Source organism: Amycolatopsis acidicola (genome assembly GCF_007713735.2).
In the GTDB taxonomy this organism is placed as follows: Bacteria; Actinomycetota; Actinomycetes; order Mycobacteriales; family Pseudonocardiaceae; genus Amycolatopsis_E; species Amycolatopsis_E acidicola.
In genome coordinates, this window is sequence record NZ_VMNW02000001.1 from 31,909 (window position 1) to 56,463 (window position 24,555).

The window sequence follows — 24,555 nt, forward strand, 5'->3', positions numbered from 1 at the left end:
TTCCCCGATCCGCCGGGGGTTTTCCCGACTTACGCTGTTCGCATGGGTGAAGAGACCGAGACGACAGCGGTGAGCCCGCGCGACCTCCGGGTGTCCGACGAGGAGCGCGAGCACGTGGTCGCGGTGCTGCAGAAGGCCATCGGCCGGGGGATGATCGATCTCGACGAGTTCACCGACCGCACCGACATCGCGCTGGCCGCCCGCACCCGCGGCGAGCTGAACGCGGTGCTCGTGGACATCCCCGGGCTGATCAACCACGAGCAGGCACCCGCGCCGCCCGCGTACGTCAGCTCCGACCAGCGGCTCGAGCTGTCCGCCAAGTACTCGTCGCTCAACCGGAGCGGCCGCTGGATCGTGCCGCCGGAACTGGTGGTGCGCAACAAGTACGGCTCGACGAAGCTCGATTTCACCCAGGCGCAGGTGTCCTCGCCGACCGTGCGGGTCGAGCTGGACGCCAAATGGGGTTCGGTCGAGGTGACCATCCCGGAGAACGCGTCGGTGGACCTGAACGCGATCTCCGAGCTGAAGTACGCCTCGCTGGAGGACAAGACCGGCTCGGACGGCAGGCCGGGCACGCCGAGGTTCATCTTCTCCGGGCGGCTGCACGGTGGCTCGCTGACCATCCGCAACCCGCGCCGGGGCCTGTTCTCCTAGTTCGCGGCGGCGCGCCGGGCTTCGGCCGGGTCGGCGGTCTCGAGCACGGCGGACGCGGCCGCGCGGCACTGTTCGTAAGTCACTGCCGCCAGTGCGGCGCCGACAGCCTTGATCGCGGCGGCGTTCATCGACAAGCTCGTGAGCCCGAGGCCGGTGAGCACGCGCGCCAGCGCCGGGTCGGCAGCCGCTTCCCCACATACGCCGGCGGGTTTGCCGGTGATTTCGGCGGCGACTCCGATCAGCTTCAGCAGGCGCAGGAGCCCGGGCTGCCACGGGTCGTTGAGCTTGGCGACCGCGCCCAGCTGTCTGTCCGCGGCGAACGTGTACTGCGCGAGATCGTTGGTGCCGACCGAAACGAAGTCCACCGCGTCGAGGATTTCCTTGGCGGACAAGGCGGCCGCGGGGATCTCGATCATCACCCCGGCCCGCTCGATGCCCGCGGCGCGGACGCGTCCCGCGAACCACGCGGCTTCGGCGGCTGTCGCCACCATCGGCGCCATCACCGACACCTCGGCACCGGAATCGGCCGCCGCGCCCGCGATCGCTTCCAGTTGCCTGTCCAGCACTTCCGGCCTGTCGAAGGCGACTCGCAGGCCGCGCACGCCGAGCGCCGGATTCGGTTCGTGCTCGGGCGAAAGGAAGGGCAGCGGTTTGTCGGCGCCCGCGTCGAGCGTGCGCACGATGACCGGTTTGCCCGCGAACGGCGCGAGCACGGCCGCGTACGCCGCACGCTGTTCGTCCACCGTCGGCTCTTCCGCCGCGTCGAGGTAGCAGAACTCCGTGCGGAACAGGCCGACGCCTTCGGCCCCCGCGGCGGCGGCCGCCTGCGCGTCGGCGGGCGAGCCGACGTTGCCGAGCACCTTGACCCGGTGCCCGTCCGAGGTGGTGCCGACGCCGTCCCAGTTCACCGGTCCGGACGCGGTGGCGGTGACCACTGGCGCGTCGGCGGCGACGGTCTGGACCACTCCGGTGTCCCCGTCCACGAGCAGTGCTTCGGCGTCCAGTGCCAGCAGGCCGCGCACCGCCACGACGGCCGGAATTCCCAGTGCCCGCGCGAGGATCGCGGTGTGGCTGGTCGGGCCGCCCTCCTCCGTGACGAGCGCCAGCACGCGCTTCGGGTCGAGCCCGGCGGTGTCGGCCGGGGCAAGATCACGGGCGATGAGCACGCTCGGCTTCGCCAGCTCGGGCACGCCCGGCGGCGCGACGCCGAGCAGCTCAGCCACGACGCGATCACGGATGTCTTCCACGTCGCGCACGCGCTCTGCCAGGTAACCACCCGCCGCGGCAAGGGTTTTCGCGAAACCGTTGGCGGACTCCCACACCGCGCGCGGGGCGTTCAGCCCCTCGGCCGTGACCAGGCGCTCGGCTTCCGCAACGAGTGCGGGGTCCGCGGCCATCGCCGCGGTGGTCAGCAGGATCGTGGACGCCTCACCGGTCGCGGCTTCGGAAAGCGCTTCCAGCCGTGCTGCGACGGCCTGCGTCGCCGGGCCGATCCGCGCGGCTTCCGCCTGCGAGTCCTCCGGTTTCGGCGTGCCGTCCGGCTCGCCGAGCGGTTCGGCGACCCTGACGACGGGGCCGCTGGCGCGACCCGGACTCACGGCGACACCGGTAAGTTCCGACATGGTCTAGACCATACCTCTCCGCTATCCCGACCAACAGCCCGTCGAGTCCCGTTCGACGAGCGCCTGGAAATAGGCTTGCACGTCTCGCGGCGGAAGGCAGATCCCGCGCTCGCGCAACCGGGCGACCACCGGCAGCACCTCCTGCTCCCACCAGGACTCCGCGAGCGCGCACCGGTCGGCGAGCCCGTTGCGGAAACCCCAGGCCTCGGCCGCGTCGGCGAGGCGCGCCCAGTCCGCGGGCTCGTCCAGCCACAGCCCCAGCCGGACGTCGTCGGGCAACGGCACCCGTTCCAGGAACATCCGTTCCGCCGTCTTCACCGGCAGGTCGGCCAGGGTGAGGCAATGACTCGCGCACGCCGTCGTGCAGATCCGGTACACCCGTGCGGGAATCGTCGCCTGTTCACGGGCGCGGGCGATCGAGACCCGGTGGTGCCCGTCCTGGACGAAGTACAGGTCACCGATCCGCACGAGGGAAACCGGCGGCAGTTCGGCACAGCTCGCGGCGAGCCGCTCCCACCGTTCGCGCAGCGCCGGATTGCGCGGCCGGAAGTCGCGGTCGAAGTCACCGGCCCTGGCCACCGTGCCCACGATCGCGCACACCGGCACGTCCTGGCGGCCCTCGTCGCTTTCGCTTTCCTTGCCCAGCGCGGCGATCGCCTGGTCGAGCGGCATGATCTCCAGCTCGCCGGGACGCCGCCCGGTCAGCGTCGACCTGAGCCTGTCGACGTACGCGCGCCGCCACAGAGTGCCGAAGGTCACCGTGCCCATACCGGGGTAACGCGGATCACCCCTCGGTCAATTCCGCCGCCGACGGGTACGAAGGCTGCGCGCCGTGCCTGGTCACGGAGATCGCCGCGACCCGGACCGCCTTGCGCGCGGCCGCTTCGAGGTCGGCTCCCTCGGCGAGTGCCGCCGCGAGCGCACCCGTGAAGGCGTCACCGGCGCCGGTCGTGTCCACCGCTTCGACCTTGGGCGACGGGATCTTCGCCGTGCCTTCGGCCGTGATCACCAGCGCGCCCTCGGCGCCGAGCGTGACCACGGCAGCCGACGGGCCGAGGTCCAGCAGCTTCACCGGATCCGCCCCGTCGCCGAGCAGCCACGCCGCTTCGTGCTCATTGACCAGGAGAACGTCCAGCGCGCCAAGGGTTTTCGAACTCACCTCGGCGGCGGGGGACAGGTTCAGCATGGTCCGCACGCCTGCCGCGGCGGCGGCCGCGATGGCGCTTTCCACCGTGGACAGTGGGATCTCGAGCGACGCCACCAGGACCCGCGCGCCCTCGAAGGCCAGGTCGTCCGCAGTGACTTCCTCGTTGGCGCCGGGGGACACCAGAATCGAGTTTTCGCCGTCCGGGGTCACGGTGATGTAAGCGATTCCCGTCGGACGCTCGACCCTGCGCACGAGCGCGGTGTGCACGCCCGCTCCACCAAGGGATTCCAGCAGGATTTCGCCATAGGAGTCCGAGCCGACCGCACCGGCCAGCGCCACGTCGGCACCGAGCCGCGCCGCGGCGACAGCGGTGTTCGCGCCCTTGCCACCGGCGGAAACCGTCGTGTCGCCGCCGAGGACGGTCTCGCCGGCGCCCGGCCTGCGCTCGGCGGGAACGACCAGATCGACGTTGGCCGATCCGACAACGAGGACTCGGTGTGTCATACGGGCGCGCTTCCTCTGCAAATGTGAAGAACTTTGTAACTTTCTGCCGGGTGGATGCGACACTAGGGTAAGCGTCCGGTGACGCTCACCCGAACGGGTCAATTCTCCGCTCGGCGCGTCCCGCAGGCGACAGACCGGACTCTCCCAAGCTGTCCGACCCCGGCCCCGCCGAGGACGGGCATCGGGTCGCCGGTACCGATCGCGTAGCCCCCCGAGCGATCGGTACCGGTGGCGCCCGACTCCCGCGGAAAGCGCTTTCCGGCACGGTGTTCAAGCCTTTGACCAGGTCGCATCCGGGGTAACACGCACGTTCCGCTCATGGGCCGGAACCGGAACTTCTAGAATGCCGGAATGGACAAGCCGACGCGCCGAGGCCGCGTACGGGTGGCGACCGACCAGGACATCCGGCGGACCGCCCGCACGTTGCTCGTCGAGCGCGGGCCGGAAGCGGTCACCCTGCGGGCGATCGCACGGGAACTGGGGATCACCGCACCCGCCCTGTACCGCTACTACGGCTCCAGGGACGACCTGATCAGCCACCTGCGCCACGACGTGGTCACCGATCTCGGCGCGGAGCTGGCCGACGAGGTGTCCACGATCGGCGCGGACGGGCCGGCGCAGCTGTTCGCGATCTGCCGCGGTTTCCGCCGCTGGGCGCTGACCCACACCAAGGAGTTCACCCTGGTGTTCGCGTCGCCGACCGGCGAGGTCGGGTCGGCCGCGGGCAGTGTCGCCACGCTCAGCCGCGCGAACGAGCCGTTCGGCCGGATCTTCCTGATGGCGGCCGGGCACATCCTCGCCACACAGGAACTGACCATCCCGCCCGCCGAGTCCGTGCCCGCGGAGCTTCGGGACGATCTGACGGCGTTCCAGGACGAGCTGCTCTCCGTGCTGGGCGAGAGCGGAGTCGAGGTGCCGCCGACGAGGATCGACCTCGGCACCACCTACGTGATGATCCAGTTCTGGGCGCGGATCTACGGCCACATCACGCTGGAAGTGTTCGGCAACTACCCGATCCCACTGTCCAAACCGGACGCGGTGTTCGACGCCCTGCTGGCCGATCTGGCGAACCAGATCGGCCTCACCGGCTAGAGCACCACGTTGACGAGCTTGCCCGGCACCACGATCACCTTGCGGGGCTCGCCGCCGTTCAGCAGAGCCGCGATCTTCTCGTCCGCCAGCGCCGCCGACTGAACCGCGTCCTTGTCCGCGTCCGCGGCGACCGTGATCCGCGAGCGGACCTTGCCGTTGACCTGGATCGGATACTCGACCGAATCCTCGACCAGGTACTTCTCGTCCGCCACCGGGAACGGGCCGTGCACCAGGGTGTCCTGGTGGCCCAGCCGGTGCCACAGCTCCTCGGCCACGTGCGGGCACAGCGGCGCCAGCATCAGCACCAGCGGCTCGACCAGCTCGCGCGGCGTGCTCGCGGCCGAGCCGTACACCTTGGTCAGGTGGTTGTTCAGCTCGATCAGCTTCGCGCCCGCGGTGTTGAACCGCATTTCCGCGTAGTCCTCGCGGACGCCCGCGATGGCCTTGTGCAGCTGCTTCCGGTCCTCGGCCGTCGGCTCGTCCGCGGCGACGCGCAGCTCACCGGTGGCCTCGTCGATCACCAGCCGCCACACGCGCTGCAGGAACCTGTGCGCACCCACGACGTCCTTCGTCGCCCACGGACGGGAATCGGCCAGCGGGCCCATCGCCATCTCGTAGAAGCGGAAGGTGTCGGCCCCGTAGTCCGCCGCCATCTGGTCCGGCGTGACCACGTTCTTCAGGCTCTTGCCCATCTTCCCGTATTCCTGCTTGACCTCTTCGCCGTTGAAGAAGAACTTTCCGTCCTCTTCCACGACTTCGTCGGCGGGAACGTAGAAACCGCGGGAATCGGTGTACGCGAAGGCCTGGATGTAGCCCTGGTTGAACAGCCGCCGGTACGGCTCCTCCGAGGACACGTGGCCGAGGTCGAACAGCACCTTCTGCCAGAAGCGCGAGTACAGGAGGTGCAGCACCGCGTGCTCGACGCCGCCGACGTACAGGTCGACGCCGCCGGGGTCGCCCGTGCCGTGCTCGGCGGGACGCGGGCCCAGCCAGTACTTCTCGTTCTCCGGGTCGACGAAGCGCTCGCTGTTGGTCGGGTCCACGTAGCGCAGCTGGTACCAGCAGGAACCCGCCCAGTTGGGCATCGTGTTGGTGTCACGGCGATACGTCTTGAGCCCGTCGCCGAGATCCAGCTCGACCTCGACCCATTCCGTCGCGCGGGACAGCGGCGGCGACGGCTCGGAGTCCGCCTTGTCCGGGTCGAACGTGATGGGCGAGTAGTCGTCCACTTCGGGCAGCTCGACCGGCAGCATGCTGTCCGGCAACGCGTGCGGCGCCCCGTCCTCGTCGTAGACGACGGGGAAGGGCTCGCCCCAGTACCGCTGGCGCGAGAACAGCCAGTCGCGCAGCTTGTACTGCACGGTGCCCTCGCCGTGGTTGTGCTCCTCCAGCCAGTCGATGATCGTCTTCTTGGCCTCGGCGATGTCCATGCCGTCCAGGAAGCCGGAGTTGATCGACGGGCCGTCACCGGAGTACGCCTCGCCGTCGAAGCCCTCGGACGGCTGCACGGTGCGCACGATGTCCAGGCCGAACTTCGTCGCGAAGTCCCAGTCGCGCTGGTCCTCGCCCGGCACGCCCATGACCATGCCGGTGCCGTAGCCCATCAGCACGTAGTCGGCGACGAAGACCGGGATTTCCTTGCCGTTGACCGGGTTCACCGCGAAGGAGCCGGTGAAGACGCCGGTCTTCACCTTCTGCTCCTGGCGGTCCAGTTCGGATTTGCGCGAGGCTGCCAGCCGGTACGCCTCGACGGCCTCGACGGGGGTGGCCGCGCCGCCGGTCCATCGTTCGTCCACAGTGGACGGCCACTCGGCCGCGGTCAGCTTCTCCGCCAGCGGGTGCTCCGGGGCCAGCACGACGTAGGTGACGCCGAAGATGGTGTCCGGACGGGTGGTGAAGACCTCGATCGTCTCGGCACCGGCGGCGAACCGGACGCGTGCGCCGTGCGAGCGGCCGATCCAGTTGCGCTGCATGGACTTGACCTTCTCCGGCCAGTCCAGCCGGTCCAGATCGTCCACCAGCCTGTCCGCGTATGCGGTGATGCGCATCATCCACTGGCGCAGGTTCCGCCGGAAGACCGGGAAGTTCCCGCGCTCGCTGCGCCCGTCCGGCGTGACCTCCTCGTTGGACAGCACCGTGCCCAGCCCGGGGCACCAGTTCACCGGCGCCTCGGAGATGTAGGCCAGCCTGCTTTCGTCCAGCACCGCCAGCTGCTCGGCGCGCGTCAGCTCGCACCAGCCGCGGCCGTCCGGGGTGCGGCGCTTGTCCTGCGCGTACTCCGTCTCCAGCTCGACGATCGGGCGCGCCTTGCCCAGCTTCTCGTCGTACCAGGAGTTGTAGATCTGCAGGAAGATCCACTGCGTCCACTTGTAGTACTCGGGGTCGATCGTGGAGATCCGGCGGCGCTCGTCGTGGCCGAGGCCCAGCCTGCGGATCTGCCGCAGGTACGTCTCGATGTTCTCTTCGGTGGTCTTGCGCGGGTGCTGGCCCGTCTGCACCGCGTACTGCTCGGCCGGCAGCCCGAACGCGTCGAAGCCCATCGTGTGCAGCACGTTGCGGCCGATCATCCGGTGGTACCGGGCGAACACGTCGGTGCCGATGAAGCCCAGCGGGTGGCCCACGTGCAGGCCGGCGCCCGAGGGGTACGGGAACATGTCCTGCACGAAGAGCTTGTCCGAGGGGATGTCGGCCGCCGCGAGCGGGCCGGCGGGGTTCGGCGCGTGGTACGTGCCGTGATCGGCCCAGTAGTTCTGCCAGCGCAGCTCGATCCGGCCTGCCGCCTCCGCGTTGTAGCGGTGGCCGGGCGTCTCCTCGGTTGCTTCACTCACAGGTCAATGGTATGGCCTCGGCCTAAACGGTTAAGAGCGGACCGCGAAAGCCGGTCAGCAGGCGTCGCGGCATGGCGTGCGGCACAGCGGATCAGGGTGAGCAACAGGCTGCTTGGGGAGCACACTTATTCTTGACCGGTGTTCGTTGTCGCGCTGATTCCCGTCGTGCTCGGTGTCGTCGTCGGCTGGGGCGGTCTCCTCGGCTGGCGGGAGAAGCTGCCGCGCGACCGCGGTGCGGGGGTGCGCACGGACGCGACCCTGCGATCCGACGAAGCCTTCCGGCTCGGCAACAAGGTCGCCGGGCTGCCGACGATCTTCGCCGGCGTGGTCGGCGTCCTCGCCGGGATCGCCGGGCTGGTGATGCCCACTACCGCGGGCACGATCATCGCGACCCTCGTCGGCGTGGTCGGGATCGTGGCGCTGGTCCTGGCCGGCGGCCTGCTCGGCCACCGCGCGGCGCAGAGCGTTCCGGCTCCGGCCGCGACGCCTGCCGGGTGCGCCGGCTGTGCCTGCGGCGGCTGCTCGCTCAGTTCCGCTGCAAGTCCCCAGGGTGCGTAGCGAGTAGGGCCGTCGGCACGCCCTGACGCCGCAGCACCTGACCCCACAGATCGCGTTCCGGCGTGGCCAGCACATCGCTGGGCAGCGCTGGCACGATCAGCCAGTCACCACGGTCGATCTCGCCGGCGAGCTGGCCGGAATCCCAGCCCGCGTAACCGGCGAACACCCGCAGGCCACGGACTTTCGGCACCAGCAGATCCGGGTCCGAGTCGAGATCGACCAGCGCGACCGGGCCGCGCACGCCGATCAGCCCCGGCACCTCCGACGCCGTCTCGCCGGTGCGCAGCGCGGCCAGACACAACGCCGTCTTCTTCTCCACCGGGCCGCCGACGAACACCGACTGCGGCTCCACCACGTGCCTGCCCCAGCTGGGCAGCACGTCGTCCACGGGCACGTCGCTCGGCCGGTTCAGCACCACACCGAGGGTGCCTTCGTCCCGGTGGTCGATGATGAACACGACCGTGCGCCGGAAGTTGGGATCGAACATCGTGGGTGCGGCGACCAGGAGCGAGCCCGGTTCAACCTCGGCGTCGGCTGGCACGGGAGTCATGATCCCACCTGCCCCCCGAACGAGTCTCGGGGCGCGGGAACAACACGCCGCTCCAGGCCGTTGGACGGGATGACCGGCGCACTCCGTGTCCCCCGGGCCCACTTGAGAAGAGCCTTTGTGGAATACCGTCCGGCTGGAGCCACACTGCGCCACGCCGCCGAGAGGCGACCAAGTGCGCCGGTCCCAACTCTTCGATCTCACACGGGCTGAGAACACCTTTCGGCACCGTATGCTTGCCTGCTGTGACCACCAGCGCGGGAGTACCGGAGAAAGTCGGTCCGCGCGCCTTCCTGGCGATGCCCGGCTTCCGCCGGTTGCTGCTCACCCGCTTCGCCGCGCAGTGGTCGGACGGCGTGTTCCGTGCCGGGCTCGCCGGTGCGGTGCTGTTCAACCCCGAGCGCGGCGCCGATCCGGTGACCATCGCCGGCGGGTTCGCGGTGCTGCTGCTGCCGTATTCGGTAGTCGGCCCCTTCGCCGGCGCGCTGCTCGACCGTTGGGACCGCCGCCGCGTGGTGTTGCTGGCCAGCCTGCTGCGCGGGCTCGCGGTGATAGCGGCCGCTGTCGCGGTGGGGTTCGGCCTCGCGGGCTATGAGCTTTTCGTGCTGGCGTTGCTGGTGGAAGGGATTTCCCGGTTCGTCGGCTCGGGGATGTCGGCCGCGCTGCCGCACGTCGTCCCCAAACAGAAGCTGGTCACGGCGAACGCGCTGGCCACCACGAGCGGGGCGATGATCGCCGTACTCGGCGGCGGTTGCGCGATCGGGCTGCGCGCGCTGTTCGGCGAGGGCAACTCCGGTTCGGGGTGGACGACTTCGTTCGCCGTACTGGGTTCCCTGCTCGCCGCGGCCATCGTCTCGCGGTTCACCCGCGGCAGCCTGGGACCGGACGCGGTCGACGAACCGGCCGACCCGGTGCTCGCCGTCGCGCGAGGCCTCGTCGACGGAGGCCGCGCCGCAGTCGCCGCCCCAACGGTGACGGCGGGCTTCGTCGCGCTGTTCGCGCATCGCGCCTCGTACGGGATTTCCTTGCTGCTGACGGTTTTGCTGATGCGCTACGCGTTCACCGACCTCGGCGTGTTCAAGGCAGGGCTGCCCGGGTTGGGCCAGATGGCGGTGATGGCGGGCGCCGGAATCCTGCTCGCGGGGTTCTGCACGCCGCGGCTCGTGACGCGGTTCGGCAGGCACCGGGTGGTGTTGTGTTCGCTGCTGGTGGCGGCCGTCGCGCAACTCGGGCTCGGGCTGCCGATGGTGTTGCCGACGGTGCTGCTCGCGTCGTTCTTCATCACCTCGGCAGGCCAGGTTCTCAAGCTGTGCGTGGATTCGGCGATCCAGCGCGATGTCGGCGACCAGTCACGTGGCCGCGTCTTCGCGCTCTACGACACGCTGTTCAACATCACCCAGGTGGCCGCCGTCGCCGCTGCGGCCGCGGTCACGCCGCTGGACGGGCGGTCCCCGTCGCTCCTGATCGTCGCCACCGTGGTGTATCTGTTCGGCGGGCTCGGCTATCTCCTTGCGATTCGGCGGAATCCGGCGTCCTGAAGGGGACAGTTCGCTTAGAGTGACCACGATGGAAAGAACGGCCGGACGCCCGCTCGCCGTCACCTTCAGACAGGCGCGGGTCGTCGACGCACAACCCCCGGACGCGCCGCCGGTGGTCGAGCGCGAGCCGCTGTCCGAGGCCGAGACGGCGGCGGTGTTGCGGTACCTGGACGCGCAGCCCGCGGTTCTCGTCGGCAGCGGACTCGGGCCGGACATCTTCAGCGATGGCGCCGAAGCCGACGTGCCGGAGAGTTACCACACCGACGGCGTCTGGGTCTGGCACGCGTCGGTGCCGCACTACCTGCGCAAGTACGGAACTCCGCCGGAGCCGGACTTCCTGGCGCACATCCGCGCGCAGGAGTTCCGTCCGCCATATGTCGATAAGTTGCTACGCCGAACGGCGGCAGCGGATCTGCTCGGCAGGCCACGGCCCCGCGCCGACCCCCGCGATCTCGGGCCCACCAGCGGTGACGTGGCCGCGCAGCTGGAGACCCGCACCGACCCGGAGCTCGAAGATCCCGCGCTGCTCGTCATGCTGGCGCAGCGGCTGGGGGAGCAGGGTGTTTGGCCGGAGGCGTACCGGATCGCGGGCCGGGCCGACGGCGCCTGGTGCCTCAACTCCACCGAACAGGGCTGGGAGGTCGCGAAGTACGAGAACGGGCGGCCGGTCGAAGCGTGGTACTTCTACCGGGCCGAACCGGCCGCGCAGTTCCTGCTCGGCGCGCTGCTGCTGCATCCGGCGCGGATCACGGCCGGGCACCCGACCCCGCTCGAGACCTCCGCCGAGCTCGCCGACTGGCCGATCCAGCCCACCGAAGGGGAGCCGCCGCTCACTCTCCTGCGCAACAAGAGGATCGTCCGGCTCGGCGCGGGTACGGTCGTACTGCGCTTCGGCGGGGACGGCGGGAACCTCGTGCACCACGACGAAGCGCGGTTCCCCACCACCTCGTTGCCCATCGAACGGGAGAATGAGGAGCACAAGTACCGGTTGTGCCGGCCGCTGTCGGTGATCATCGGTCTGGCCGTGCCCTGGGCGAGCCTGCCTGGCGGTGCGGTGAGCTACGTGCTGCCGAAGGCGATCCGTGAGCATCTCGCCGACGGGAGCCTCGAACGCGTCGTGGGTTAGGTTCTTACCGGTTCGTCGAACTTCAGGGGGAGCAGGTGCGGTATCGAGTCGAGCTGGCGGAACGTCCGGATGGGCTGTTCGCGGTCTGGCGTGGACGGGTCTTCCAGGCGCAGCGGTCCACCGAGGACCGATCGCTGCTGCTCGTCGCACCGCGCGGGGAAGAACCGCCCGAGGAGGCGGACACCGAATGGGACGCGCGCCCGGCGAAGGTGATCGGCGAGGACGAGGTCGAGTCCACCTTCAGCCTGCAGACGCACTGTCTGTTCGCCGACGAGATCTTCCGCATCGTGCCGGACGGCGAGACGCTGGCCCTGCAGTGGAACGGGCATGACGAGCAGCGCGCGAAGCAGCTCGGTCTCGCCGAGTTCACCACCAGCGCGGACCCGGACGAGATCACCGCGCTGTGGCAGGAAAGGCACGATTTCGCGGGCGGCATCCAGCCTGAGGCGGAGGAGCCCGAGGTGCTGGTGCGCGCGATCGCACGGGCGGTGCGCGCGATCCTGCCCGGCGGCTGGGAGCGGGTCGCGGCGCAGTTCCGGCAGGTCGGCGCGTACAGCGAGGTCGAGGTCCGCGCGGTCGGCGAAGGGTATTCGGTGTCGCTCCCGGCGCCGCCGGAAGTGGGCCAGCTGTTCAGCTCGCTGCGAGCGGCGATGTACCAGCCGGAGAACGGCACGTGGTTCAAGGGCACGCTGACCCTCGAGGCGCCGTCGTCGTTCCAGTTCGACTACGACATGACGAACGAGCCGGCCTGGCGGCAGCCGCCGGAAGCCGAGCGGTTGACCGCGCCGGCGTACGAAGCGGAGTTGGCGCGCTTCCCTCGGGAACGCAGTCAGGTTCCGGACTGGCTCGCGGAGAAGGCCGGGCTGACGCTGGGCGTGAAGTTCCGCCAGGCGTCGCTGCCCGAGCAGCCACAACCGTTGCCACCACAGGAAGTCCGGCCGGTGCTGGATTATCTGTACCGGGCGCCGGTCGTGCTCACGCGCCCGGGCACGCTGCCGGACGCGGTGAACGCGGCGGGCCCGGCCGACGTGCCCGACGCGTTCCACACTGACGGCCTCTGGATCTGGCCCGCCGCGGTGCCGCACTACCTGCGCAAGTACGGGCTGCCGCCGGAAGCCGGGCTGCTGGAACGGATCCGGTCGAACAACTACCGCGTGCCGTTCCTGTCGCCGCGGCTGCGTGCCACGGCCGAGGCCGAGGTGCTGGGGAAGCCGCATCCGCCGGCGTTCGACCGGGTCGAGGTGGACCCGGTGACGGTGGTCGACCGCGGCGGCGAGCCCGCGCTGGGGCTGCGCGCGTCGGAGGTGCTCGTGATGCTGCAACGGCGGCTGACCGAGTACGGGATCCCGGAGTCGGCGTACCGGCTGGGCGAAGTGGCCGACGGCGCATGGTGCCTGCAGCGGGTCGGGGCCGCGTGGGAGGTCAGCGGGCCCGGCGGCGAACCGCTGGTGTTCCCGCACATCGAGGCGGCGGCGCGGTTCTTGCTGGGCTCGCTGCTGATGTACCCGGCGCGAGCGGGCGAAGGCCCGGACGTGGAGTGGCCGATAGCGCCGATGCGCGGCGAGCCGCCGTTGAACTTCTTCCGCGCCAAGCGGATGGTGCTCCTCCCGGCAGGCGCGACTGTGCTGCGCTTCGGGCATGAGCAGGGAAATCTCGTGCACGAGCAGTCCACCCGGTTCCCGGAGGCCTCGCTGACTCCGGACCGGGAACAGCCACAGCAACGGTTCCGGCTCACCCGGCCGCTGCCGGCGCTGACCGGAGTGACCCAGCCCTGGGGCCCGATGCCCGGCGGCGGGCTGGGGTACTTCCTGCCGCACTCACTGGCTCAGTACCTGGAAAACGGTGCGGTGGAACGGGTTCAGTAGTCGCGTTCGCGGCTGTCTCGCTCCAGGTTCGTGAGCAGCGCGACGATCTGCGCCATCCCGAGGTTGAGCTTGGCCAAGATACGGCCGTGCTCTATTTGAGCCGAGCGAATGCCGCACAGTTCCTCGTTCAGCACCAGCCGACTCGCTTCCCGTGCCTCCTGAAGAGCCACGCGAGCGTTTCGCGACACCACCGCGGCAGGGGCCGCGCCGCGCCGCGACCTAGCGCGGCATCCACAAAGTCACCCGGGTCCCGCTGCCCGGGCTCGACTCCACGAGTGCCCGCCCGCCTGCCTCGGCGAGCCGCGCGGTGATCGACTCGCTGATGCCGAACCCGGCGGGCCGGTGCGCGTCGTCGAAACCCGTGCCGTGGTCGCGGATCACGACGGCCACGCCGCCTTCCTGCTCGTCCACCCGCACCACGACCTCGTCCGTGCCCGCGTGCTTGAGCGTGTTGCGCATGGCCTCGCGGGCGGCGTCGCGGATCGCCAGTTGCCTTACCTCGTCAAGGGTTTCCTCATCCAGCTCGGCCATCACCAGCTGAGCCCGCAGCCCTTCCCGCGCCATCTCCGCGGCCAACGCGGTCAGCTTCTCGCCGAGTGGCCGTGCCGCTTCCTCCGCCGACTCGCGGCTCGCCTTTTCGATGGTGTTGCGCAGTTCGACTGCCTGTGCCCTGGCGATCCCGCGCAACTGCGCGAGCTGCCGCCCCGGATCACCGGCTCCAGGCAGCGCAAGGGTTTCCAGCGTCTGTAACACCGAGTCGTGCAACGCCCGGTGCTGCCGCGCGCGTTCGGCGAGCCGTCCGTTGCGGATGCCGTACGCGAGTGCGAGCCGGGTCCCCATGCCGAGCAGGACGAGCGCGCCGGTGGCGGTCAGTGCCACGCCGAGCATCGTCCCGAAACCGGTGAAGCCTTGTTTCACGTTGAACACGCCGGTGTTCAGCCACGAGCAGACCGCCGCGAGCGGGATGCTCAGCACCACCAGCCCGAGCCCGTAAACGACTCCGAGCGCCAGCGTCAGCAACGCCACCGCGCCAAGGAGTTGCTTGTCCGGCACCACCATCGCGGTGTTGTACGCCGACTCCGGGACGGACGCCGCCACCGCGAGATTCACCGCCAGGGTGAACACCACGTCGAGCAGCAACAGGCGCCCGGTGTTGGTGTCCTGGAACGGCGCCGACCGCACCAGCCACCGCACGCCGTAGCCGTTCCACAGCACGGCCAGCACCGCCACCGCGAGCACGGCCGCGTTCGCCCCGTCCTCCGCGACGGACGCCGCGAGCGCCCCGATCACCGCGACGATCCGGTACAGCAACGGGACCATCGCGACATACCGGGTCGCCCGGAGCAGCAGGTTGTCCCGCACCGTCGGATCGACCGGCCCGGCCATCTGCTGCAGGCGGCGCATCGCCCGTAGCGGACTCGGGTCGGCGAGGTCGTCGTCCAGCGAGCTGGTCGCGCTCGCCATCGCCGGCGCGCCACGTCGCAACAGGGTCAGCAGGAAGCCGGCCCGGGAATTCTCGGACGTCACGCCTTCGTAGTCCCCGGGACCGGCCAATAAGTTACGAAATCCCGCGCTCTTGCGCCCAACGGCGCAACTCGGCCACCGCTTCTTCGTGCGAGAGCGGCCCGCGGTCGAGCCGGAGCTCCTTGAGGAACCGCCACGCCTCGCCGACCTGCGGCCCCGGCTGCAGGCCGAGCAGTTTCATGATCTCGTTGCCGTCGAGGTCCGGTCGCACCCGCGCCAGATCCTCCTGTGCCTCGATCCGCGCGATCCGCTCTTCGAGCTCGTCATACGTGCGCTGCAGCGCGGCGGCCTTGCGCTTGTTCCGCGTGGTGCAGTCGGCGCGCACCAGTTTGTGCAGCCGCGGCAGCAACGGCCCGGCGTCGGTGACGTAGCGGCGGACGGCGGAGTCGGTCCACTCGCCCTTGCCGTAGCCGTGGAACCGCAGGTGCAGGAACACCAGCTGGCTCACGTCGTCCACGATCTGCTTCGAGTACTTCAGCGCGCGCAAACGCTTTCGGGCCATCTTCGCGCCGACGACCTCGTGGTGGTGGAAGCTCACGCCGCCACCGGACTCGAACTTGCGAGTGGCCGGTTTGCCGATGTCGTGCAGGAGCGCGGCCAACCGCAGCACGAGGTCCGGCTCGCCGTCCTCCAGCGCGATCGCCTGCTCCAGCACCGTCAGCGAGTGCTGGTAGACGTCCTTGTGCTGGTGGTGTTCGTCGATCGCCAGGCGCATTCCCGGCACTTCGGGCAGCACGTGCGTGGCCAGCCCCGTCTCGACCATCAGCTCCAGCCCCTGCCGCGGATGCGCGCCGAGGAGCAGTTTGGACACCTCGGTCTGCACCCGTTCCGCGGTGATCCGCTGGATCTCGCCCGCCATGCTCGTCATCGCTTCGACCACGCGCGGCGCGGGCTCGAAGCCGAGCTGCGACACGAACCGGGCGGCGCGCAGCATGCGCAGCGGGTCGTCGGCGAAGGACTCCTGCGGCGTGGCCGGGGTGTCGAGCGTGCGCTGGGCCAGCGCGTCCAACCCGTGATGCGGGTCGACGAACTGCTTGGTCGACAAATCGATGGCCATCGCGTTGACCGTGAAATCGCGGCGCAGCAGATCGCCTTCGATCGTGTCGCCGAAGGTCACCTCGGGATTGCGGCCGACCCTGTCGTAGGAGTCGGCGCGGAAAGTGGTGATCTCCAGCGTCGAACCGCGCTTGGTCACCCCGACCGTGCCGAACTCGATCCCGGTCTCCCAGACCGCGTCGGCCCAGCCTGCGACGATCTCGAGCACCCGGTCCGGCCGGGCGTCGGTGGTGAAATCGAGATCACTGGACAACCGGCCGAGCAGCGCGTCGCGCACGCTGCCGCCGACCAGGTACAGCCGATGGCCCGCCGCCGCGAACAACCCCGCGAGGTCGTCCGCCAGCGGGGAGATTCGCATCAGCTCGGTAACCGCATTCCGCTTCGCGGCCAGTTCGTTCACTGGGACACAACCACCCGCAGGGTCCACTCATCCGGACAAGACACGAGAAACCAGCCTACCGATCGACCGAAAGTGAAGGAGCAACTACGCGTTCGTAACCGCTTGGCAGTCGCAAGCACTAGCATCACAGCATGTCTGGATCGGCCGGTCGTTCCGGCGGGGGCAAGCCGCGACGCCGGTCGCGACGCCGCCGCGGCAGGCGGATGACCACGGTCGACGAAACCTCGGCCGGCGGCCTGGTGGTCGACGGCAACCGCACCGAAGCCGTGCTGATCGGCCGCCTCGACCGGCACGGCAAACTGCTTTGGTCCCTCCCGAAGGGGCACATCGAGGACGGCGAAACCACGGAACAGACGGCGATCCGGGAAGTCAAGGAGGAAACGGGCATCTCGGCCCGCGTACTGGCTCCGCTGGGCACCATCGACTACTGGTTCGTGGCCGAACGCAGGCGGGTGCACAAGACGGTGCATCATTTCGTCCTGGAGGCGGTCGGCGGCGAGCTATCCGACGAGGACGTGGAAGTCACCGAGGTGGCGTGGGTGCCGATCGCGGAGGTCGAGGCCAAACTCGCCTACACCGACGAACGCGCACTGGTCCGCAAGGCCCGCGAGCTGTTCGAGGACGAAAAGCCGGCTACCGAAGGAGTCACGGAGTGAAGCGGTTCGCCGCTGCCGCGCTGGTTGTGCTCTTCACGCTCTTGACCGCCCCGTTCGCCTCGGCAGCCCAGCCGGTCACGGACACCCCCAGGCTGCGGCTCGACGTGTCGCAGATGAATCCACGCGTAGTCACTTCCACCTCGACCACGCTGACCATCACCGGCACGGTGACCAACATCGGCGACCGCCGGATCAGCGATCTGCAGGTGAAGCTCGACCTCGGCGAGAAGCAGAGCAGCGAGCGCCAGCTGCGCACCGCGATGTCCGGCAGCGCGGTGAGCGCCGCTTCGAGCAGCAAGTTCATCGACATCGAGCCGGGCACCTTGGAGCCGGGGCAGACCGGTCAGCTGAACATCACGGTGCCGATCGACGGCTCCGCCGGCAATCTCCACGTGACCAGCCCCGGCATCTATCCCTTGCTGGTCAACGTGAACGGCACCCCGGACTACGGCGGCCAGGCCCGGCTCGCGTCGCTGAGCATGCTGCTGCCGGTGCTCAGCGCGCCGGGCAAGAACACGACGCCGACCACGGGCGACCCCGCGCAGGTCTCGATGCTGTGGCCGATCGCCGACACCCGGCCGCGGATCGTGGCCGCACCGTACGGCGGCACGACGGTGCTGGGTGACGACGTGCTGGCGTCCGAGCTGCGTCCCGGCGGCAGGCTCGACGCGCTGGTCTCGTCGGCGCTGGCGGTCCGCGACAACGCGGCCGTGTCGAAATCCCTTTGCTACGCAATCGATCCCGACCTGCTCGACACCGTGGACGCGATGAGCCGTGGCTACGAGGTCCGCACGGCCAGTGGCAACGTGGCGGGCTCCGGCGCCGAAGCGGCGAAGCTGTGGCTGGAGCAGCTGCGCCAGCTGGTCGCCGGGCAGTGCGTCGTGCAGATGCCTTACGCCGACGCGGATCTCTCCTCGCTCGCCGGTGTCCGAGGCGGTGACCTGCTGGGCTACGGGCTGAACACCGCGCAACGCGTCCAGCAGCTGCTCGGGGTGCGGCCGCTGTCCGGCGTGCTGTGGGCGGACGGACCGCAGAACTCCGCCACGCTGAGCCAACTCGGCAACGCCGGGATCAAAACGCTGATCACCGATCCCGCCTACCTCTCCGGCCAAGCCGACGGCGGCACCACGGTGAAGGGCACCTCGCTGCGCGCCCAGCCGGTGGATTCGCTGGTGTCGACCGGGCTCACCGGCCCGGCCACCCAGTCGGACTCCGGCGCGGCCACCCCGTCCGACGACCCGGCGGTCGGCGCGCAGAACGGGCTGGCGGCCCTGGCCTACCGGGCGATGAACGGCAGCACCTCGGACGAGCCGATGCTGATCGCCCCGCCGCGGCGCTGGTCGTTGCCCACCGCCGAGCTGACCGAACTGCTGCAGACGTACGGCGATTTCATCGAGCGCAATCTGCTGACCTCCGTGTCGCTGAACCAGATCCTCGCCTCGCCCGCGCAGGGTTCGGCGACGATGAGCTACACCGCCGAGGACGTCACGAAGACGATCCCGGATTCGGTCACCGCGTCGATGGCCTCGGTCGAAACCACGATGACCGATCTGCGCAGCGCGATGACCGTGGACCCGGCCGCGCAGGTCGACCCCGACCAGGTGCTGCTGCCGCTTCGCTACGCGCTGGTCCGCAACTGCTCGGCGGCATGGCAGGGCTCCGCGGACGCCGCCGAGATCTCCGCCGCCGACTCGCGCACCCAGCTGCAGGCGCTGCAGAACCGGGTCACCGTCGACACCCCCGCCGTGCCGATCTCGCTGGCGTCCGGTTCGGCGCCGCTGCCGGTGCTGCTGCACAACACGCTGCCGGTGCAGATCGCGGTCCGGATCTCGCTCGAGGGCAGCACCGGGCTGCGCACCGGCGACATCCCGGACCGGGTGCTGCCGGCCGGGCTCGGCAGCAACAACAACATCTCGATCCCCGCCGAAGCGCTGCGGGCCGGGAAGTTCAGCGTCACCGTGGCGTTGAGCACCCCCGGCGGCACCTCGCTCGGCAGCCCGGCGCGGTTCGACCTGCGCTCGAACGAATACGGCGTGGTGACGCTCATCCTCATCATCGTCGGCGGCGCGGCGCTGGTCCTGCTGTCCGGACGGCAGATCTATCGCCGGATCCGTGCCCGGCGGGCGGGATGATTACCCTGGGGTGACCGTACCGTCGACCGCCGAAGATTGGGCACGTCTTGGACAGAGAGCCGGGGTGGCCACCCGAGCGTCCCGCCGAACGTGTCACTCGGCGGCCGCCGCCTGAGCGCGTCCCGCCGCCGGACCAGCCGACGCGGCGCCGGATGCCCCCACCATCGCCGAACGGTCAGCGGCGCCAGCCGCCCCCGCGTCGCGCGGCTTCGCAGCAGGGGCAGTTGCCCCCGCGGCAGCAGCCCGCCCCTCGCCAGCCGCCGCCACCTCCGCCGCGGAAGCCGCCGCCGGTGCGGCCGTGGCGCCAGGAGCAGCAGCACCAGGACAGCATGCCGTTCGGCGCGCCACCGCTGGCCCCGAACGACCCGGACGCCACGATGTTCATCCCGCGGATCGGCGGGGTGCCTGCGAGTTCGAAGTGGCCGGTGGCCGACCCGGACTCGATGCGTCCCTACGACTCGCTGGCCACCCGGATGCTGCCGCGGTTGCCGACCAGCGCGTCCCCGGCCGAGATCACCTCCTTCGGTGAGGGCCCCGGCCTCGACGCGACGGGCTTCGTCCCGAAGGTCGAGCCGACCACCGCGGAGCCGTCGCTGGCCAAGTCCAGCAGCAAGATGGCGATCGCGTCACTGGTCAGCCGGATCACCGGGTTCTTCTGGAAGATCATGCTGGTCTGGGCGGTCAGCATCGGCGTGGTCAACGACTCCTTCAACATCGCCAACACGCTGCCGAACCAGGTCTTCGAGCTGCTGCTCGGCGGTGTGCTGAGCAGTGTCGTGGTCCCGCTGCTGGTCCGCTCGCAGGACGATCCGGACGGCGGCGAGGCGTACACACAGCGGATGCTGACCGTCGGGTTCGTGCTGCTCCTCGCCGGCACGATCGTCGCGGTCATAGCCGCGCCCGCGATCACCTCGCTGTATCTCGACAGCAGCGACAACGCCAGCCCCGAGCTGACCACCGCGTTCGCCCGGCTGCTGCTGCCCGAGATCTTCTTCTACGGCGCTTTCGCGCTGCTGTCGGCGATCCTGAACGCGAAGCACATCTTCGGGCCCACCGCGTGGGCGCCGGTGATGAACAACCTCGTCGTCATCGTGACGCTCGGGATCTTCATGCTGATGCCCGGCGACATCAGCTACAACCCGGTCAAGATGGGCGAGCCGAAGCTGCTGGTGCTGGGGATCGGCGTGACGATGGGCATCGTCGTGCAGGCGGTGATGCTGGTGCCCGCCCTGCTCAAGACCGGGTTCAAGTTCCGCTGGCGCTGGGGCATCGACAAGCGGATGAAGGAGTTCGGCGGGCTCGCGCTGTGGATCCTCGGCTACGTGGCGGTGAGCCAGATCGGCCTGACGATCAACACCCGCGTGCTGACCAACGGCGACCCCGGCGGCGTCACGATCTACTCGAACGCCTGGCTGCTGTTCCAGCTGCCCTACGGCGTCATCGGTGTTTCGCTGCTGACCGCGATCATGCCGCGGCTGAGCCGCAACGCCGCCGACGGCGACACGCGCAAGGTGGTCGCCGACCTGTCCTACGCGTCGCGCATCTCCACCGTGATGCTGGTGCCGATCGCGGCCGTGCTGAGCGTGACCGGCTCGTCCATCGGTATCGCGCTGTTCAGCCACGGTTCGAGCTCGGCGACGGAGGCGGCGCGCCTCGGCGACGCGCTGGCCATCTCGGCGTTCGGTCTGCTCCCGTACGCGCTGGTGATGTTGCAGCTGCGGGTGTTCTACGCGATGAAGGACGCCCGGACGCCGACGCTGATCATGATCGTGATGACGGTCGTGAAGATCCCGCTGCTGTACTTGTGCCCGGTGCTGTTGTCGCCGGGGAACATCGTGCTCGGCGCGATGATGGTGAACTCGCTGACGTTCGTGGTCGGCGCGATCATGGGCCAGGTCTGGCTCTGGGTCAGCCTCGGCAACCTGCGCAGCAAGCGCGTGCTCGGCGTCATCCTCTTCACGGTCGTCGCGAGCGTCCTCGGCGTCGTCGCGGCGGTGCTCGTCGGGAAGATCGTGCCGGACTTCGGAGTCCGGATCACCGCATGGATCAAGCTGATTCTGCAGGGTGTCGTAGGCCTGGGTGTGTCGTTCGGAGTACTGGCCGCCCTCAAGGTGGAGGAACTCGCGCCGGCCACGAAACGAATCACCCGTTTGGTCAAGCGCCGGTAACGATCGACACACGGAGAACCCTGATTCACGCCCGGTATTCACGTACCCTCGTCCCCAAGGTGCGGAAAGAGAGCGTGGGGTGAACGAGAAGCGGAGTGAGCAGTCCGGTGCTGCCCGGACGGGGGTCCGCGCGCGGGGTGGTTCCCTCGCGCCCGGAAGCGTCGTCGGCGACGGCAGGTATCGGCTGCTGGCCCAGTTCGGGATCGACGAACGCGCGGGCGCCCATCTCTGGCGCGCCCGTGACGGTCAGTTGCGCCGTGACGTCGCGCTGACCCTGCTGGTCGGCGACCCGGCGGACGCGGAGTCGGCGCGGATGGCGCGCCGGACGCTGGAGCGCGCCGCGCACGCCGCCAAGTTCAGCCACGACGGGGTCGCGCGCGTGCTCGACGTGCTCAGCCTCGGCAGCGGGATCACCTCCAGCGAGGGCCTGCTCGGCGTCGTGGTCACCGAATGGACCAAGGGCACCGACCTGATCGACCTCGTCGCCGAGCATCCGGTCGCCCCGCTGACGGCGGCGCGGATGGTGCAGAAGCTGGCCGAGGCGGTCGAGCAGGCGCACCACTCCGGCCTCGTGCTGGGTCTCGACCACCCGCAGCGGCTGCGGATGACGTCCGACGGCGCGCTGCGCCTCGCCTTCCCCGGCCCCCTTCCCGACGCCACCCTCCGCGACGACGTGAAGGCGATCGGCGCGGTCCTGTACCTGCTGCTCACCGGCCGGTGGGCGCTGCCGGGCGGTCCGGCGGCGATCCCGGCCGCGCCGCACGCCCCCAACGGCAGGCTCGTCCCGCCGCGCACGCTGGTGCCCTCGGTTCCGCAGGAGCTGTCGTCGCTGGCCGTGCGCACGATCGAGGACGGCGGCCACGGCGGCATCCGCACCAGCGCCGCGATCCTGCAGGCGCTGGGCCAGGCGGCCGCGGTCGAAGAACGCACCCAGCTGATGAAGGCTCAGGCCGCCGCCGGGGTCAAGGCCGAAGAGGACGACGGCACCGTCTGGACCACGAAGAAGCCGATCAAGGACAAGGCCCGCAGGCGCAAGCTGGCGCTGGGCGTGACGGTCCTGGTCGTCGCCGCGGTCGGCATCCTCGCCTGGCTGGGCATGCTCGCCATCAGCTTCTTCCAGAACGACCCCACCTCCGGCGGCCCGCCGATCAACGTGGCGCAGCCGACCACCTCGGCCCAGGCCCCGCCGCCTTCCACACAGGCGGCGCCACCGCCGAGCACCCAGACGGGTCAGGCACAGATCGGCGCCGCGGTCGCCCCGTCGAGCGCTTCGGTCTACAACCCGGACGGCGACGGGGACAACACGAGCCGCGCCAAGAACACGGTGGACGGGGACCCGGGCACCACCTGGCGCACCGACCAGTACAACCAGCAGTTCCCGACCATCAAGCAGGGCGTCGGCATCGTCGCGAGCTTCGACAACCCGATCAACCTGGCGAAGGTGACGATCGCGGCGAACAGCCCCGGCACCGTGGTCGAACTGCGCGCGGCGGACTCGAAGAACCCGAACCTGTCCTCCACGCGAGTGCTCGGCACAGCGACGCTGAACGGCCAGAGCACCGACATCACGCTCCCGCAGCCAACCCAGGGTCAGTACTTCATCATCTGGATCACCCAGTTGAGCAAAACCGGCGGGAAGTACCAGTCACAGATAGGCGAACTGACGTTCCTGCCCGCGCAGTAGTCTCTGCCGGGTGACCGCAGCTGCACCGACGGACGCCGATCTCATCGCGGCACACGCCTCGGGGGATCCGAACGCGTTCAGTGAACTGGTCCGGCGACACAGAGACAGGATGTGGGCGGTCGCGCTGCGTACGCTGCGCGACCCGGAGGAAGCGGCCGACGCGCTGCAGGACGCCTTCATCTCGGCTTTCCGTGCCGCCGGCAACTTCCGCGCCGAATCACAGGTGACCACCTGGCTGCACCGGATCGTGGTGAACGCGTGCCTCGACCGCGTGCGCCGGAAGCAGGCCCGGCCCACCGTGCCGTTGCCGGAAACCGGGTTCAACGAACCGGCCGCACCGCGCGACTCGATGGCCGAGCGGGAGACCAGGCTCGTCATCGACGAGGCGCTCGGCCAGCTGCCGGAGGAGCAGCGCGCGCCGATCGTGCTGGTCGACGTGGAGGGCTATTCGGTCAGCGAAACGGCGAAAATGCTGGGTATCGCCGAGGGCACGGTGAAGAGCCGGTGTGCCCGGGGTCGCGCCAAACTCGCGAAGGTTCTCGGTCACCTGCGGAACCCCGATGCACCAGCAAACGTCCCAACTTCCGAAAGCAAACGCCTTGGGGAGGGACGATGACGGACGAGAGTCGGGGGATCGAGGCCGCCGGCCCGCCCTGGTCTGTCGATCTACTCGCGGATCTGCACGCGGGTGTGCTCGACGAGGCCGCCTCGGCGGAGCTCTGGCCGCGCGTCCAGGCCGATCCCGAGGCCCGCGCGATCATCGAAGCACTCGAGGCGACCACAGCCGACCTGGCGAGCCTCGGCACGTCACCGGCACCGCCGATGCCTGCCGACGTGGCCGCCAGGATCGACGCCGCACTGGCCGAAGAGGCCAAGCAAGCCGCGCCCGTCGCTCCCGTGGTGAGCATCGACGCGGCACGCCGCAGGCGCAACCGCCGCATCGGCTGGATCAGCGGTGTCGTGGCGGTGGCCGCGGCCGCGGTGGCAGCCGTGGCGATCGCCGTTCCCGGCTCACAGGACACCACCGGCTCGCCGGTCGCCATCGCGCCGACGAGCAGCCCGGAGCAATCGGGCAGCAGCCCTGGTCTCGCGGTCCGCAGCGACCAGCCGCAAGCCGCGGTCGGCAAGCTCAGCACCGGGGTGAAGGACTACGGCCCACTGGGTGACGCCCAAGGGCTGAGCCGCTGCCTGCAGGCCGCGGGCTTCACCGGCGCGGCCGATCCCATCGGCGTCCAGCAGGGCACCATCGACGGCAAACCGGCCGTGCTGGTGCTGCTCACCACGGGCAGGCTGGCGGAGTTCCGGCTCGTCGCGCTGTCCCCGGAATGCGGCTCCACGCCGCTGCTGGACAAGGTGGTCGGCAAGTAGCCGCGGGCCCGGCGGCGACGCCTGTCACCGCCGGGAACACCTGACCCTACGATCGTGTTGAGCCTGGTACGCAGGTCGAAACGAGC

Annotated in this window: 20 protein-coding genes; 12 read left to right on the forward strand and 8 right to left on the reverse strand. The window is 69.9% G+C overall.

What is annotated here, in order from left to right:
* The first annotated feature begins 42 nt into the window (after window positions 1-42).
* Complete coding sequence (locus FPZ12_RS00170; protein ID WP_144745324.1) at window positions 43-654, forward strand: DUF1707 SHOCT-like domain-containing protein; 612 nt, start codon at window positions 43-45, stop codon at window positions 652-654.
* On the opposite strand, the gene ptsP is transcribed toward FPZ12_RS00170, so the two are convergent.
* Genes ptsP through FPZ12_RS00185 form a run of 3 tightly spaced genes read right to left on the reverse strand, consistent with a single transcriptional unit; the run spans window position 651 to window position 3,927 of the window.
* Window positions 651-2,276, reverse strand: a complete 1,626-nt coding sequence (gene ptsP / locus FPZ12_RS00175) for a phosphoenolpyruvate--protein phosphotransferase (protein ID WP_144745325.1) — start codon at window positions 2,274-2,276, stop codon at window positions 651-653. The two genes, FPZ12_RS00170 and ptsP, sit on opposite strands and share 4 nt — an antisense overlap.
* A gap of 21 nt (window positions 2,277-2,297) precedes the next feature.
* The gene (locus FPZ12_RS00180; protein WP_424923559.1) at window positions 2,298-3,035 is read right to left on the reverse strand and encodes a hypothetical protein; all 738 of its coding nucleotides are present in this window, start codon (window positions 3,033-3,035) and stop codon (window positions 2,298-2,300) included.
* A gap of 25 nt (window positions 3,036-3,060) precedes the next feature.
* A complete protein-coding gene (locus FPZ12_RS00185; RefSeq protein WP_144745329.1) occupies window positions 3,061-3,927 on the reverse strand; it encodes a ribokinase in 867 nt (288 codons plus the stop codon).
* A gap of 351 nt (window positions 3,928-4,278) precedes the next feature.
* Between FPZ12_RS00185 and FPZ12_RS00190 the strand changes: the two genes are divergently transcribed.
* Complete coding sequence (locus FPZ12_RS00190) at window positions 4,279-5,019, forward strand: TetR/AcrR family transcriptional regulator (protein ID WP_144745331.1); 741 nt, start codon at window positions 4,279-4,281, stop codon at window positions 5,017-5,019.
* On the opposite strand, the gene leuS is transcribed toward FPZ12_RS00190, so the two are convergent.
* Window positions 5,016-7,847: a leucine--tRNA ligase gene (gene leuS, locus FPZ12_RS00195; RefSeq protein ID WP_144745333.1), complete on the reverse strand. Its 2,832-nt coding sequence runs from the start codon at window positions 7,845-7,847 to the stop codon at window positions 5,016-5,018. The two genes, FPZ12_RS00190 and leuS, sit on opposite strands and share 4 nt — an antisense overlap.
* 138 nt (window positions 7,848-7,985) lie before the next feature.
* Here leuS and FPZ12_RS00200 point away from each other — a divergent pair, with 138 nt between their 5' ends.
* On the forward strand, window positions 7,986-8,405 hold the full coding sequence (locus tag FPZ12_RS00200; RefSeq protein ID WP_144745334.1) for an SdpI family protein: 420 nt from the start codon (window positions 7,986-7,988) through the stop codon (window positions 8,403-8,405).
* On the opposite strand, the gene FPZ12_RS00205 is transcribed toward FPZ12_RS00200, so the two are convergent.
* A complete protein-coding gene (locus FPZ12_RS00205) occupies window positions 8,374-8,955 on the reverse strand; it encodes a YqgE/AlgH family protein (RefSeq protein WP_144745336.1) in 582 nt (193 codons plus the stop codon). The genes FPZ12_RS00200 and FPZ12_RS00205 overlap by 32 nt on opposite strands.
* 296 nt (window positions 8,956-9,251) lie before the next feature.
* Here FPZ12_RS00205 and FPZ12_RS00210 point away from each other — a divergent pair, with 296 nt between their 5' ends.
* Genes FPZ12_RS00210 through FPZ12_RS00220 form a run of 3 tightly spaced genes read left to right on the forward strand, consistent with a single transcriptional unit; the run spans window position 9,252 to window position 13,481 of the window.
* Entirely contained in the window at window positions 9,252-10,490 is a 1,239-nt protein-coding gene (locus FPZ12_RS00210; RefSeq protein WP_144745458.1) for an MFS transporter, read from the forward strand.
* A 28-nt stretch (window positions 10,491-10,518) separates the two neighbouring features.
* Window positions 10,519-11,616: a TNT domain-containing protein gene (locus FPZ12_RS00215; RefSeq protein WP_144745338.1), complete on the forward strand. Its 1,098-nt coding sequence runs from the start codon at window positions 10,519-10,521 to the stop codon at window positions 11,614-11,616.
* A gap of 35 nt (window positions 11,617-11,651) precedes the next feature.
* Window positions 11,652-13,481, forward strand: a complete 1,830-nt coding sequence (locus FPZ12_RS00220) for a TNT domain-containing protein (RefSeq protein WP_144745339.1) — start codon at window positions 11,652-11,654, stop codon at window positions 13,479-13,481.
* On the opposite strand, the gene FPZ12_RS45405 is transcribed toward FPZ12_RS00220, so the two are convergent.
* The 3 genes from FPZ12_RS45405 to FPZ12_RS00230 all read right to left on the reverse strand — a co-directional run bounded on the left by FPZ12_RS45405 (window position 13,475) and on the right by FPZ12_RS00230 (window position 16,461).
* A complete protein-coding gene (locus FPZ12_RS45405) occupies window positions 13,475-13,615 on the reverse strand; it encodes a hypothetical protein (protein WP_166462504.1) in 141 nt (46 codons plus the stop codon). The two genes, FPZ12_RS00220 and FPZ12_RS45405, sit on opposite strands and share 7 nt — an antisense overlap.
* Before the next feature lie 85 nt (window positions 13,616-13,700).
* Complete coding sequence (locus tag FPZ12_RS00225) at window positions 13,701-14,945, reverse strand: sensor histidine kinase (protein WP_144745459.1); 1,245 nt, start codon at window positions 14,943-14,945, stop codon at window positions 13,701-13,703.
* 94 nt (window positions 14,946-15,039) lie between these two features.
* Complete coding sequence (locus FPZ12_RS00230; protein ID WP_144745340.1) at window positions 15,040-16,461, reverse strand: CCA tRNA nucleotidyltransferase; 1,422 nt, start codon at window positions 16,459-16,461, stop codon at window positions 15,040-15,042.
* A 131-nt stretch (window positions 16,462-16,592) separates the two neighbouring features.
* On the opposite strand from FPZ12_RS00230, the gene FPZ12_RS00235 reads away from it, so the two are divergent.
* From FPZ12_RS00235 to FPZ12_RS00265, 6 genes are all read left to right on the forward strand, one after another.
* Window positions 16,593-17,117, forward strand: coding sequence for an NUDIX hydrolase (locus tag FPZ12_RS00235; protein WP_144745341.1), 525 nt, complete (start codon window positions 16,593-16,595; stop codon window positions 17,115-17,117).
* Complete coding sequence (locus tag FPZ12_RS00240; protein ID WP_144745342.1) at window positions 17,114-19,249, forward strand: DUF6049 family protein; 2,136 nt, start codon at window positions 17,114-17,116, stop codon at window positions 19,247-19,249. The genes FPZ12_RS00235 and FPZ12_RS00240 overlap by 4 nt, the downstream gene beginning before the upstream one ends.
* Before the next feature lie 290 nt (window positions 19,250-19,539).
* Window positions 19,540-21,417 carry a murein biosynthesis integral membrane protein MurJ gene (gene murJ, locus FPZ12_RS00250; RefSeq protein WP_424923560.1) on the forward strand — a complete coding sequence of 626 codons (1,878 nt, stop codon included), beginning with the start codon at window positions 19,540-19,542 and terminating at the stop codon, window positions 21,415-21,417.
* A 79-nt stretch (window positions 21,418-21,496) separates the two neighbouring features.
* On the forward strand, window positions 21,497-23,101 hold the full coding sequence (locus tag FPZ12_RS00255) for a protein kinase family protein (protein ID WP_144745343.1): 1,605 nt from the start codon (window positions 21,497-21,499) through the stop codon (window positions 23,099-23,101).
* 10 nt (window positions 23,102-23,111) lie between these two features.
* The gene (sigM, locus tag FPZ12_RS00260; protein WP_144745344.1) at window positions 23,112-23,717 is read left to right on the forward strand and encodes an RNA polymerase sigma factor SigM; all 606 of its coding nucleotides are present in this window, start codon (window positions 23,112-23,114) and stop codon (window positions 23,715-23,717) included.
* Window positions 23,714-24,469 carry a hypothetical protein gene (locus FPZ12_RS00265; RefSeq protein ID WP_144745345.1) on the forward strand — a complete coding sequence of 252 codons (756 nt, stop codon included), beginning with the start codon at window positions 23,714-23,716 and terminating at the stop codon, window positions 24,467-24,469. Before sigM ends, FPZ12_RS00265 begins: the two co-directional genes overlap by 4 nt.
* Window positions 24,470-24,555: the final 86 nt, after the last annotated feature.

Coding starts and splice junctions, on each gene's coding strand:
- FPZ12_RS00185 (WP_144745329.1), bottom strand. CDS start 3,927: ATGACACACCGAGTCCTCGTTGTCGGATCGGCCAACGTCGATCTGGTC.
- FPZ12_RS00215 (WP_144745338.1), top strand. CDS start 10,519: ATGGAAAGAACGGCCGGACGCCCGCTCGCCGTCACCTTCAGACAGGCG.
- FPZ12_RS00170 (WP_144745324.1), top strand. CDS start 43: ATGGGTGAAGAGACCGAGACGACAGCGGTGAGCCCGCGCGACCTCCGG.
- FPZ12_RS00235 (WP_144745341.1), top strand. CDS start 16,593: ATGTCTGGATCGGCCGGTCGTTCCGGCGGGGGCAAGCCGCGACGCCGG.
- FPZ12_RS00225 (WP_144745459.1), bottom strand. CDS start 14,945: ATGGCGAGCGCGACCAGCTCGCTGGACGACGACCTCGCCGACCCGAGT.
- ptsP (WP_144745325.1), bottom strand. CDS start 2,276: ATGTCGGAACTTACCGGTGTCGCCGTGAGTCCGGGTCGCGCCAGCGGC.
- FPZ12_RS00265 (WP_144745345.1), top strand. CDS start 23,714: ATGACGGACGAGAGTCGGGGGATCGAGGCCGCCGGCCCGCCCTGGTCT.
- FPZ12_RS00190 (WP_144745331.1), top strand. CDS start 4,279: ATGGACAAGCCGACGCGCCGAGGCCGCGTACGGGTGGCGACCGACCAG.
- FPZ12_RS00205 (WP_144745336.1), bottom strand. CDS start 8,955: ATGACTCCCGTGCCAGCCGACGCCGAGGTTGAACCGGGCTCGCTCCTG.
- FPZ12_RS00210 (WP_144745458.1), top strand. CDS start 9,252: ATGCCCGGCTTCCGCCGGTTGCTGCTCACCCGCTTCGCCGCGCAGTGG.